General features: G+C 60.3%; 8 protein-coding genes. 2 read left to right on the forward strand and 6 right to left on the reverse strand.

What is annotated here, in order from left to right; genetic code table 11:
* Window positions 1-1,790 precede the first annotated feature (1,790 nt).
* Together AC0IZS_RS33470 and AC0IZS_RS33475 are read right to left on the reverse strand one after the other, a co-directional pair.
* Entirely contained in the window at window positions 1,791-2,153 is a 363-nt protein-coding gene (locus AC0IZS_RS33470) for a hypothetical protein (protein ID WP_471639693.1), read from the reverse strand.
* Window positions 2,154-2,325: 172 nt separating this feature from the next.
* Window positions 2,326-2,697: a hypothetical protein gene (locus AC0IZS_RS33475; RefSeq protein WP_471639694.1), complete on the reverse strand. Its 372-nt coding sequence runs from the start codon at window positions 2,695-2,697 to the stop codon at window positions 2,326-2,328.
* 789 nt (window positions 2,698-3,486) lie between these two features.
* Between AC0IZS_RS33475 and AC0IZS_RS33480 the strand changes: the two genes are divergently transcribed.
* The gene (locus tag AC0IZS_RS33480) at window positions 3,487-5,835 is read left to right on the forward strand and encodes a tyrosine-type recombinase/integrase (RefSeq protein WP_471639695.1); all 2,349 of its coding nucleotides are present in this window, start codon (window positions 3,487-3,489) and stop codon (window positions 5,833-5,835) included.
* A gap of 839 nt (window positions 5,836-6,674) precedes the next feature.
* Window positions 6,675-8,618 carry a hypothetical protein gene (locus AC0IZS_RS33485; RefSeq protein WP_471639696.1) on the forward strand — a complete coding sequence of 648 codons (1,944 nt, stop codon included), beginning with the start codon at window positions 6,675-6,677 and terminating at the stop codon, window positions 8,616-8,618.
* 71 nt (window positions 8,619-8,689) lie between these two features.
* On the opposite strand, the gene AC0IZS_RS33490 is transcribed toward AC0IZS_RS33485, so the two are convergent.
* The 4 genes from AC0IZS_RS33490 to AC0IZS_RS33505 form a co-directional block, all read right to left on the reverse strand.
* Window positions 8,690-9,520 carry a GSU2403 family nucleotidyltransferase fold protein gene (locus AC0IZS_RS33490; protein ID WP_471639697.1) on the reverse strand — a complete coding sequence of 277 codons (831 nt, stop codon included), beginning with the start codon at window positions 9,518-9,520 and terminating at the stop codon, window positions 8,690-8,692.
* Window positions 9,517-10,668: an RpiR family transcriptional regulator gene (locus AC0IZS_RS33495; RefSeq protein WP_471639698.1), complete on the reverse strand. Its 1,152-nt coding sequence runs from the start codon at window positions 10,666-10,668 to the stop codon at window positions 9,517-9,519. The genes AC0IZS_RS33490 and AC0IZS_RS33495 overlap by 4 nt, the downstream gene beginning before the upstream one ends.
* A gap of 265 nt (window positions 10,669-10,933) precedes the next feature.
* Window positions 10,934-11,431: a hypothetical protein gene (locus tag AC0IZS_RS33500; protein WP_471639699.1), complete on the reverse strand. Its 498-nt coding sequence runs from the start codon at window positions 11,429-11,431 to the stop codon at window positions 10,934-10,936.
* 130 nt (window positions 11,432-11,561) lie between these two features.
* Window positions 11,562-12,587: a hypothetical protein gene (locus AC0IZS_RS33505; protein ID WP_471639700.1), complete on the reverse strand. Its 1,026-nt coding sequence runs from the start codon at window positions 12,585-12,587 to the stop codon at window positions 11,562-11,564.
* Between the last annotated feature and the right edge of the window lie 300 nt (window positions 12,588-12,887).

Consider the following 12,887-nt stretch of genomic DNA (forward strand, 5'->3'; position numbering starts at 1 on the left):
AGAGAAAGCAAGCTAGTAAGCGAACACGCTTTCTGGTTTGACCACCCTCTAAACGTGATCCGCCGGCGCCATGTTCCGCGCAGAACACTCAGGCTGCTGCCTGCTCGACCTTCCCTGGAGAGCTGGTGCAGTTTGCTACGTGCTGTTCGGATAGCTTTCGTACCCCCCACGTGTTGCTCCTGTCATTACCGACTGAGGCCCTTTAACTTTGATCGCAATCTACAGCTGTCCTGCGGCGCTTGAAGGTGCGTATCAAGGTGCTAAAGCTATGACAACGAAGCGAACTGACTTCGAATGTTCCGCGCGGAACACTCGCATTCATTTGTCGTTTACGCTGTCAACGAGTTACTGCCCTCAACTAGGGCGGGTCCGCTCGGCCCAGGTGCATTTAAGATCCCACACAAAGAAGATTTGGCAGCTGTTCTGCGCGGAACATGTTGACATGTTGACATGGTGCGGGGCAGATGGGCAGTGGCACTTTAGGCAGCGCAATTGATTCGCCAGCCGTACTAAACCAGATGCCTTTGAAACATCGCAACTCGAGCCGGTCAGTGGGCTAAAGTTGGCGGGGTGCTGTGGGTGTCTGTGGCGTCATATCGCAGAGTCCAGTTGGCCGTCAGGCTGTTGCATAGGGGATCTGGCCAGGGCCTCTTGCGCGGTGTTCCGCGCGGAACACATTGCATGTCTACCGGGTCGTGGTTTAAGAAAAGGCATCGCGGGCAGCCCTCGAGCATGTAATGGTGGCCGCCACCTGATCCCGAATATCGGCCGCCCGCGAACTGTTCCGCGCGGGACATCCATTCAGGAGTATGAGGGGCAATCGAAACGCTGTCAGCCCTAAGATTGAGGGTTAGACAGGGAACTCGTTCACAGAGGTCGATGTTGGCCTTTAGCGTACGCGACTTCGAAGGCGTTTCGTTGAGACGAACGGAAAACGAGGATCTTGTACTTCCAGAGGCGCGTTGGAAGGCGGTGATGCGGAGTGTTCCGCGCGGAACACATGGGCTGGTTGCTCCCGCAGCAAGCTTACATCGGCCGGCTACGGAACCGCCGAGATTGCAGCTTTGTCCATAGACTGAAGCGTGCGCTCGAGGTCGCATGTTCCGCGCGGAACACCCATCAAGCCCACATCGCGCCCCTTAAAGACACTCGGGACGATTCATGAGTGGCATGGCATGCGCCCGGTGAAGTCGCAAAGCACAACCTTCAGAGGGGCGATGATCTCCAGCGGCGTAGCGGCCGTTCAGGCGGACAGTAACCAGTGATCCTTCCACGGACGGATGGGTACAGAGATGGCTGAGGTGCGAAGTGTTCCGCGCGGAACACTCGATGCTCCCGCCGTCGCTGAGAGAAATGGCTGGCCTGCAGGCCGTTGCGATTGCAGCTTTGCCCACACGCTGAGCGCAGGGCAGGAGACAACGTGTTCCGCGCGGAACACACTTTCGGCGAATCGATCTATCCGACAATGGAATATCTTTGTTGGTCACCATTCACGAAGCGCGGCTGCCCTACCCATTCCGATAGCGCCCACGGGGTGGACAGTTCACGCGGCGGAAGCTCCTCCAACTCACCCGTGGGACGTTGAGAGGCATTCCGGTTTGATCGGCCCGCTGTTTGTCTGTGGCATTCGAGTTGCCTGAGCCGCTTCATCCAATCGCCCAGCGAACGATGTCGTGTTAACTTTGCTGAGACAAACAGAAGGCATGGAGCGGAGTGTTCCGCGCGGAACAAGGGGTCACGCCTTCCTGGTGGGAGGTACAACAATCGTCGCTCCCTCCGCAGTGCATCATTCAGCCCTTGGGTGAAGGAAACCCCGCCGCCGATAGGTCACGCTCTATTGAGTTGTCGTGGTAATCATCGAGGATCTCGAACCCAGAAAGCACGTTGTCATGGGACACCATATAACGGCCATTAACGCGCATGATGGAGTACGAAAGCGGCCGGCGACCGCTGATCGGCGCAAACCGCTCATCGTCCGATTCACAGGTGAACGATCTGCATGTGGAGTCCTTGCACGAGCAACGGCTCACGATGTAGAGGCGAGACAGCTGTGGTAGCAACTCGGGCCAATCGCATTTCAGGGTGTCCTCCATGTCCTCGTAGAAGCGTGGAAGGGCGTCCTTCAGATACTTTCTATCTGTACTTGAGGTCATGGATCGAGTCTAAGAGGCTCCTGATTTATATCAGTGCAGTTTTCAAACGATACGGTGCTGTGAGAACCTCGCGCACCAAGCCCCGTGGTGCCCCCATTTTGCGCATGCGCACACTGCCCAGCCGGAGTTGCCGACTCGCTCCTGTACCGGAGACAGGCGTTGAGTCGTCGGGCTACGCCGCTTGTTTCTTCTTGGGGAATAGTTTGCCCTTCAGGAAGAACAGGGGCCATACCGTGAACAGGAATTGGGGGATTGCTCCCCTGACGTAGTGCTGGATAAACGCGACCCAAATAAAATGCAGCGCCAAAACGGCGGCAATAAACAAGCACACCAAAACCCACTTGGGCATGGGCTCCGAAGGTGATCTTGCCGTCACCGCAGCCTCTTGTGGGCGCGCTGGCACCGCTACACCCCGGGCCCTGAGCACGTCCTCGAGGACGCCATAGGCCGAGTCGGTCAGCGTGCCATTTCCATGCAATGCAAGCAGTTCTTCATTGTCCTGCTTCTCGTACAAAGATTTCACATAGTCGTTATCGGCAGGCATGGTCCCTCCCAAGATCCATTGCCGTTGATAGTGGTTTACTTTGCTGGCGATGTCCAGAGAAACAGCTCGACACCTAGCCTCAAGACGGGCCGACGAGCGGATTCGTAAACCGTGAGACCCGGTCGTCGTGAACGGCCGAGTGCATGTGCTGACCGCTGGTTGCGGTGCAGCACTTGGTGGCCACGGTGCGGTAGCGACTGACCAGGGGAGCCAAGTTTCGTCGTCAGAGGGATTCGCGGTCCCTGCACACTGGCCAAAGTCTGCCGCCTGGTGGGAGTAGGCGAGACCCCGCAGGTATGCGCTCGCTTGCCTGAAATTTAAGCATACGGCGCAGTGTTCGTCAGGCAACCACGCGCTCATGCGCCCGACAAAAAGCCTGTCTGTAGCTCTTTTTTTAGGCTGTCGAAGTTGGCCTAACAGGGAAACCGGTACAAGACTTAGTGAGAAAAGTACAAAACTCAATGGGAAAAAAATCGTTCCCAGCCATTGCAAATCAACAGCTTAGGCGAGCAAGGGCCACTTTTTTGGGGGCCATCTGCACCGCCTACAATTAATTTTGAGCCTTTTGAGTTACCGCTTATGATCTTATCGCTTGCTAGTTGAGCGTATTTCCTTCTTCGACGGGAAATCGCCTCAGCCTGAAGGCGTGCGGAGGGTCAAAGCGAGGTAGAGGAGGGCGGTGTTCCGCGCGGAACATCAGATACCACTTACCAAACGCAGCCCTCGCAGCAGGTCCCCGTGCAAGCTCACCATTGGCTCTAGTCCTGGCACGCCGAGGAAATCGATCTCATGTCCCCTGAAAACTCGACCGACCTGCCAGGCGTGCGGCACCACCGCCCCGTGCTGCTCGATGACGAGGCGGCGCCTGGCGGCGCGCTGGCCGCGCCGGGCGCCCGGCCCAAGCGCCGGCGGGGACGCCCGCTTGGCTCCAAGACGCGCACAGAGCATGGACACGTCACCGCAGACGAGTTCGCGTTTCTGCGTGCGCTGGCCCAGGGCGTGGACCTGACGGTGGCCGCGCGCCAGTACCTGCTGTGGCCTGGACGCATGCCGGAGCGGGCCGCGCTTGAGCAGTTCAACCGCCAGCTGCTGCAGCGGGTAGCCGCGGGGGCGGTGACCCTGGGTGACAGCGACACGGCGCGCGCCATGGTGCAGGATCTGCTGGCACTGCTCGCGGTGGGCAAGAGTCAACTACCCACCGTCCAGGAGATCGCCGACGCGGCGCCACCTCTTCTGTCCAGCCCCGATGCGCCCTCATCCCCACCCGCATTGGAGCCGGCGGCCGCGGTGCCGACGCTGGAAGAGTTTGCGAGCCAGTTCGACGAGGATATGTACGGCGAGGCCGAGCTGATCGAAATGTACGAGGCCGAATACCCCGGCGGCGTGGCCACTGTCGGCGCGCCCCCGGCGCCAGCATTGCAATTGCCGTTGGAACCGGCGCAAGGGGAGGGCGGGCCCCTGGCCGCAGCTGCGAGGCAGTCACCCACGCTGGCCAAGGGAAGCGCTGCTGCCCGCATCGAGGTGCTGCTGGGCGCCATTGACTGGCTGGGAGCGCGCCTGTCGGTCGTGCCCGAACTGGGACATCCCATCGTGCAGTGGATCCGGCTCAATGCCGACCAGCAGCAGGCCTTGGCTTCGGCAGGTCTGATCACATTGGGCAACCTGGTTGACTGGATAGCGCTGCGCGGGGAGCGCTGGTTCACAGGGGTCCCGCGTTACGGCGTTGCCCGTGCCCGGGCGCTGGAGGCCTGGCTCCTCAAATGGCGTCTGCAACCGGCACAGGGCCTGCCGAAGATTGGGCTGCAGCTGGCCAAGGCCACAGCCCTGGCGGTGGCCACACAGCCCGAAGGGCTCGTTCCGGTGCAGCGCGGGCCGGCGCCGGTGACTCAGGCGACCTGGCCCAGCCATTTGCGGGGCGAGCAGGGCGTGTACAGGAGCCAGAGTGCCAATACCCTGCAGGCGAACGATGACCTGGATGCCGTGCAGGCCTGGTTCAAGCTCATCCAGCGCAGGTCGCCGGCCACCCAGGCAGGTTACCGGCGCGGCATCGAACGGCTGGTCATGTGGGCCGTGCACGAGAAGAAGACTGCTCTGTCCTCGCTGAGCAGCATGGATCTGCTGGAGTTCCGGGATTTCCTGGTGAAGCCGCCCGAGCACTGGATGAACTCCAATACAGGCACACGTCGCAACGACGGTGGCGCTTGGCGGCCACTGCGCGGCCCCTTGAAGCAAGGCAGTCTGAACCTGACGTTTGCGGCGATCAGCTCGATGTACTCGGCCTGGCGCACGGCCAACTACCTGTCCGCCAATCCTGCCGAGGGCATACCCACCGGACCAGGCCGGGAGGAGGCCACCCTGGACACCAGCCGTTCATTGTCGGAGCAGGACATGGAGCTCGTGGCCATCACTTTCCAGCAGCTGCCCGATGGGCCCGGAAAGCGGCGGCTGGCTGCCATATTGCAGTTGCTGGAGACGTCCGGCCTGCGCCGTGCAGAGTTGGAAGGCGCGCGCTGGGGAGCGCTCTCGCGCGCCCGCGTGGATGGCCGGGATAGCGACCACTGGGTGCTGGCGGTGGTGGGCAAGGGGAACAAGAAGCGTGAGGTACCCATCCATGTGGACGCCATGCGGGCGCTGGAGGCACACCGCGGGGACCGGCGCGCGCTGCTCGCCAGCGGCGTGCTCAAGCGCTATGGGAACGTGCCAGATAGCGAACTCCCCCTGATCGGGGTTCTTGACGAGCGGCGCAGCAACAAGCGAGGAGAGGCGCCACCAGGTGCTGCAGCTGGGGGTGGGGCAGGGCTCCAAGGTGTAACGCCTGGGGGAGCAGAAACCGAGACTGGTGTCTGCGGGGAGCTGTCGGCGCCGGCGATCTATGCGGAGCTCAAGCGGTTCTTTGCGCTGTGCGGCCAGGCCAGCCGCAATACCGACCAGCAGGCGCGCTTCTCGAAGGCCTCCACGCACTGGATGCGCCACACCTTTGCGCACCTGTTGCTGCGGGTGACCGACAAGAATCTGGCGATCGTCCAGAAGGTGCTTGGCCATTCGTCCATGGCGACGACGGCCATCTACGTGAAGGCGGACCAGAAAGAAACCATAGCTGCCGTGGGGGCGATCAGGTCCGCACTGGGGCCTGGCTGATCCATCGGCCAGCTGCTTCTGGCGGCACCTGCCGGCGCCGTGTCAGAGTAGGGCAGGGGGGCGAGTGGACAAAGCGCCCTGGGTTGCCGGGCACGGGCGTGCGACACCCAAGCTATCTCTCATTCGCCTTCGCCAGGTGAAGCCCTGCGGTTCGCGTGGGCACGGGCGCTGTCGAGCAGGGCGCTCCACTCCTGCTGCCGGATTTGGCGGCCCAGGACCTTCTCGAACTGCTGGCGCACTTCCAGGCAGCCGGAATCGAGGTCGGGATCGTCGCCGAACTGGTAGGTGAAACTCAGAATGCCCCAGAAGCCTGTGCCAAGTTCCCTCCAGCCCCTGCAGGTGGATCCCGAGCTGGTAACCGACGTCCGTGGCCGCCGGCATCGGGTTCAGGATGGCGTTCATCTGCGGGGGGCGGTTTCGTTTCTGTGTCGCTTGGCGGGTGGCCTGCGCGCGCAGGTCTTCCAGCAGGGCCGGCTCCATCTGCGCGCCGCACGCCTTTTGCCAGTGCGCGATGGCAGCAGTGACAGCCGCTTCCTGGGCCGGGTTGGGGGTTGCAGATTCCAGCTGGGCCTCAAGCACGTCCACCAGCTGCTGGATGGCTTTCTCCCGTGGTGCGAGCGCGGCGTTGAATGCCGAACGTATCCGTAGTGATTGGGGGCTATCAGGGTTGCTCGCCAGCTCCCTTGCGGCCGCTGCCCAGGGCGACTCACCTGAAGGCGCTTTAGTGGACGAAGGAGGGCGGGAGCGCGGAGGGGACATGAAGTCAGTGTACAAGCGGCCGGCTCGCAATGTGTGCAGCAGCCTGCCTAGCTTGACTCACCCTCTTTCATTCTTTTGTGATGCGCCAGATGGATGTTGGACGACGCGGTTTCAGACCGCTTTCGGGATTGGAGTGGCGTCGCTACACTGTCTTGATCATGCCTCTTCGAACGCCTCTACTGGTACAGCATCCAATATTGGTGCCGGCGCTGCCTTTGCTTGAAAAAGCATTGCCCATATCTGCGCAGGACTTCAGCAATGGGGAGGTAGGAAACTTCCTGTTGGAGCTCGCGTCGCAACCCGAGTTTGCCGAAATGGACGAAGCGCGGCTCCAAGAATGCTTCGCCGTGGGCTTCGGCTACGGTTCGTGGCGTTCGGTGCTGAGCCGGGAAGGTGGTTGCATGGCCACTGAAGGCGATCTACCTAGTTCGGACTGGCGCCTGCTTGGTGTCATCGCCTGGCGGATGTATGCCGCCGGCTATGTTGGCTTGCTTTCTGCATTCATCGGCGTGTATGCGGCCTGGGTCGGTACTTCAATGTCGCTGCGCACTTCTCTCAGCCAGCTCGGCAAATCTAATAGGGAAGAACTGAAAATCTGGAGCACCAGACGCAGTGTTGGGCTGGAGGAAGCGTGGCGCCAGTGGGACGATATTACTGTTCTCGACAAGGGTCGGATCAGGATCAAGTGGGCTGCCGAGATTGCATTCGACGTGGCGTCGTCATGCTGGACAGCTGAATCAGGAGTCAGCTTCGACGAATTGCAGCTAGAGGTCATCGCAGGCGCTGTCATGGAGACCGAGTTGCTAGTAAATCGCAGCTGGTTTTTCCCTCACCCATGGCCTGTTGGGCTTCGCCCTACGCAGTTCATGGGCACCGATGGTGCTCTGGTGGGTTATGGCTGGAGATGGCCGGAAGTGGGCCTGGCTCATGCGCTCGTTTTCGGATCAACAAGCGACTTCAAGGCATCAGCGCTCGCACTTTGGAGCCGATCCAGTACGAACGATTTCGCGATGAAGGAACTCCCTCAGAATCTGGTGGAAGTCGAGTTCCGCAATCCTTGGAGTCGCCAGGCCGGACTTGGGGTTCGCACAGAAGCCGCGCACCCGGACCGCTGTGCGGCAGAGGACGCGCCTTCCTGGTATCGCTACCGTCTCTTCTCGGAGGGTAGGCAAGATCTTTCGGTTGAACTGGTTGCAACCGATGGCCATCGCTTGGCGCTGGGCGTGAACTTGCAGGTCGACGGCGAACCTTGGACTCGGCCGGTGAACTGTGTCCGACCTAGTGACTTCGAGGGCTTGGTTGGGCTGGCGTTGCCATCGTTCACGCAGGTCGAAGCGGAGGGCAATGACGTTCCATGGCTCCGATCGAAGGTTCCATTCGCTCTCGACATGGAAAGCTTCGAAACCGGATGCCGGCTGTGGGCGGCGATTGATCAGCTGAACGCCCTGGAATCAGCGTGGCTTGATGAATGTGAGCCCGATGCAGAGATCTCTTGGATACTGAAGCAATCTTGCGCAAGTGCCACCCCTGTTGTCGCAAGCGCCTCTCAGGGCTGGTTCTACGACGAATTTGTACGTGTGCGTGAGATGCCAGAGGCGGGCGAGGAAATGCAAGCCACCTACCCGGAGATGCGTTCACTTTCGAATCTGGTTCGGGGTGAATATGCCCTTGCCTTCTATGGCAAAAACGGGTTGCGTCACGGCAGAAAGCACCTGCGCCGAGACCTCCGGTTCATGGCCTACTGCGTTTTGCGAAACATGGGATTAGATCCCGATGTTGCTCCGTACGGTTCCACGCTGGGCGTGTTTCGTTTGGTGAGAATGGGTGGAGGCGAGTCAGCGGACCTTTGGAGCGATGGCGTCATGCGAGAGCAGCTGGCCGATGATGCCAGGCGCTTGTGGTCTGCCTACAGGCAAGCCACATCACTCCTTGACGAGCTCGAAAGTTCCTCGCAATCGAGGCTTGAACTGGTCCAAGGGTCTGACGGCACCTGTGCGCAAAGCGTCGGCCGCCGGCCAGGATGAGAGAAGGTCACGTAGAAGCGTCGTCTTTCTCAGGTCCCTTCGCATCTACCGATTGGCGGAGCTGATGCAGCTCAGATTTTTCGAGCACTGTCGCCAAGAATTTGCTGGAACGCAAACTCACATGTCGCTCGTAGTTCTTCGGGAGACACCTTCCGATCCTGGGGGATGCTTGCAGCGCCCCGAATCGCGTCGGTGACAGTAGCGAACGATTCAGTGCATTCCTGGAGCACTGTTTTTTGTTCGCCGGCGTCGAGAGCCGGGGCCACGACCTTCTCCCAGCTCTCTTTGAATTGGGGGAGCATGTGGCCAAACAGTTGGATCGTGTCGAACACGTAGAGAAGGTCTTGGTGATGTTTGCGAGGAGCACGTTTCTTCTTGATGAGGAATTTTTGCATCATGAAGCAAAGTGGATTAGCCACCTGCAGATCCACCGGAGCATCCAGGGGTACGCCGTTGACTGGTCCCACTGTCACCACCCATGGATCCACTAGAAGGATACCCAGGTGACGAATTTTCTGCGCTGAAATCCCGGCGGCCGTCATAGTGGTGTCTGGCTCCCCGCCGCGTCTGGTGCCCCTGCCCACCATTGGAGTCAAAAACTCTGCGTAGAAGCCGCTGGCCTCACTGCCCAACTTGTAGTGGGCTGCGGGTGGCCTGGCCTCTCCGGAGAATTCTTCCTTGAACCCCTTGTCAAGCAAAGCCGCCTTGATGCTCCCGGCCAATGGCACGCTGTTCTCGAAAGCTAGATCGGTGTCCCTGGTAAAAATCGGCTGAAAATCCAGCTTGTTTGCGTTCGGATGGAGGGTGTGCAAGCGGTGTGCCCAACCCCCCACGAAGATCAGATGAGCACGCCAGGGGTCCAACGCCTGGACCAGCTTTGCAAAGGATTCGAGGTCGTTCATTTGTCTGCCTTACCAATGAGGGGCTGCAGGACAGTTTGGAAAATGTGGTCCGCCTGCTCTTGTCCGCGTGAGGGGTGGCTTGAGACATCCAGCCAGGCTTGAATCACATCCGTGCAGCGAAAGCCGTCGCGGTGAACGGCGCCCTTGAACGTCGAGTCGGGCGCTATGGGCTGGCGCACTATGAAGTCTGGAGCGTCTGTTGGGGGTAAAAGAGTCACCCCTGCCCAAGCTGGGTTGTGTCTGTTGTTGGCAAAACCGGGCAGTTTTGGCACATACACATAGGGCGGCACGCCGCTGACATGTCCCATTCCCAGGGCATCCGCAGCCGCAAACAGGCCTAGACAGGTCTGCACAGTCTCGGCGCTCAGAAGCCTCTTCAACTGCTGCTGAATGCCGATGCGGACGGTAAACCGCATTGGCAACTCTGGTAGCGTTCGCATGTTCGCAGCGCGCCATCGCTCGAACAGCTCAGCGCGGCGCACAAGTCGAAGTGACCTATGCTGCTCATCGAGGAACCCTTCCTGCCGTAGATGCTGCAGAAACCTCGATGCACTCATTTGCGAACAGTTTGCGGCATTCGCCAGTTCAGTTCCCGAGCTGTATTGTTGCCGTGGCGCATCGAGCAGTTCTGCCTCGATTTCTGGCGCCAAGAGCACCTTGAGCATCCACTGGTTGAGGTCCGAAAACAAGTTGAAAGGTTTTGTGGGCGCAGATCCTATCGCACCCGAGTGCCGCCTTAGGTTCTGAGAAGTTACCTGTTCGCCCGGGGCCACTCCCGTCGAAACCTGGCTCCCGTCCTCCCAGCGCAACAGGCCCAACCCTTCAGGCGTGACGACGGCTATTGCCGCGTCCGGCCGGTATTTATCCAAGAAGCGAGCGACGGTTCCAAACATTGAAGCGGGTGCATGTTCAACGTAAAGCACAGCCAGAGGCCTGCTGTTTGCGTTGTCTGCTGCGTACCGCTGCGCCTGAATGATGGCTTGTGAGAGGAGGGGGATCACGCGGTCAGAGCGACCCTCAGACAGAGTCTTGATCTCGGCCACGTATCGCCGGCCGCCTTTGATCACCTGACCATCAATATCGGCGTAACCAGGTGCCTGGGAGGGCTCGGTGAAATCAAGTCCCTCTTTCCTGAAGAAACTGGCCACCTTTGAGTGTGCGTGGAGCGCTCGCGTACTGTGAAGATGGCTTGGCATGTGCAACCTTTGCTAAACACGCCCATGTTAGCAAACATGGGCGTGTTAGTAAACATGGGCGTGTTTACTAACACGCGCATGTTTAACGGAGCTTGTGCTGTGGGGTTGGCGTCTCCGCTTTCCATAGCCCGCTATGCACTGGTGTGCGATAGCGCAGCTCTGGAAAGCGTTGTGGAACCCACAGGCTCCACAATCGCTCTCGCTTGATTCCTGATGACTACTGCGATGGTGCAGCGTCTTCAACCTCAACAGCCGTTTCGTAGCGCACTTCGATGAGCTTGAGGTGGTTCTTCTTCAAGAACAGCGGAGCCGTCGCCAGCATCGCCGAATGCGTCTCGCCATCTACCGGCAATCGATATGCCTCCAGTATGGTTTTCACCACCCTGGCGTAGGCCTTGTTGAAGTCGGCGCCGGTGACCATCACACAGGTGCGCAAATGCGCCGGGTGTTGCTTGGGCAGAATGGTGATGCTCATGACGGCCCCGCGCCGCGTCGAGGGCTTGCAGTAGAAGACACCAGCTAGCGTGCCGTACTTGGCGAACAACTTTACCGGGCCATCGTAGGCAATAAGCCTGGCCTCCTCGCTCTCGTAGACGCGGGTTTCGGTGACCATTGCCATCTCGCCTAGCGCGGGCACCCCAGCCCGCTGCCAAACGATGCTAGGGAGGCCGTTGACCGAGCCCCACTCGCGCGGGTACATCTTGCCTAATTTCATGTGAATGTTCTCCGTGGAGGACGAAGGGCGCCCTCCTGGTAAGGCAGGAGGTGCCCTTCGTAAGTGTTGAATTTGCGGCCTCCATGAGGCAGCTACGCGACTGCCACAACGGCAGTCATCTTTGCGTCGATCAGGCCGCCAAGAGATCGCCCTGCACCTGCAGCACCGGCTTGAAGTTGCCGGGGAGCCAGGTGGCGCACGCACTTGGCAACCTGGTCAGGCGCCACAGTTCTGACGCCTGCGACGGCAGGTCCACCTCGAGCGTGGACCCTGTGCGTTTTGCGGGAAGGTGATTCCCGATTTCTTCGCAGCACTGGCGCTGATACACGCTGTCCAGCTTTACCGAGAGGTCAACGATGACCTTGGTTCCAGGCGGCACCATGGGAGCCGACTGGATTGCTTCGCGAAACCGCCGAATGGAGCGGGCGTAGCTGCCGGGATGTGTCAGCTCTGTGGCCCAGAGGCTTTCCACGAACTGGCCCAAGAGCTGGTACTCCCAACCGCCGCTGCGCCAGCTGCCGTCATCCTGCTGGACCAGGCGGGTGTCGCCATCGACCTTGAGGAATGCCGGGATCCGCGAGGTAGCCGCAGGTCCTTGAAGGGCAGGGGAGTAGCCCAGATCCGGCCGCGGGCCGCCCGCGCGCATGGAAGTGATGATCCGCCAGGGCGAAAGTGGCCCGTCCCCGTAGATGCAGGAAACGAGCTTGCTTTCAGCGTGGAGTGTGCTCAGGAAGCACAGGCCGGCTTCAAGATCCTGTGCCAACTCACCGCGTCCGTTTGCGACGAGATGGGCGAGCACATTGGGCGCGTCGTCGGACGGGATGCTTTGATCCCATCCTTTGGCAATGCGCAGCTGGACCGGTTGGTCCTCTTGTTGGAGAGGGCAGGCCAGCTGCTTGAGCCAGTCCGCGATGTATTGCTCCGGTGCGTCGCGGCCGCCACGCACCTGCAGGGCTCCGCTGACGCAATTTGCAGCCATGCCGAAGATCCGGCGCAGAACCGTTGCGATGGGGCCGATCGAAATGCACGACCAGCGAGGAGTGTGCGGGAACACGTTCTTCTCGTAGGTTTGCTCGTGGAGCACGTAGATGGTTTCTCCGCTATCGGTCGCGGTGAAGGCAAAGGCTTGCTTGCCCGTACTGACGGTTGCACCCATGGTGCTCTCCTTGAAGGTGTACCGAGAGCACCATCCCCACGGGATCTGGTGTCCCGGTGGGTTTGAATGAGTAGGCCTGGGGCCCAAGGTGACGTCGACTGCAGGCGATCAAGCCTGATGCTTCGATGTCGACCAGGTGGACCACAGTCCGCTGCCTGGTAGTGAAGCTCCCGCGAAGGCGAGGGCAGGGCGCTGGTTGTTTTTGCTCCTCAGCTGGGAGACTCCCTCGGTCGAGACCGTGAGAAATGCCCGGCCATTCTATCGGCGCGCTGCGGTTGGCCAAAGCCTGTGAGGTGTTGG

This window comes from Acidovorax sp. AC410 (genome assembly GCF_979253235.1).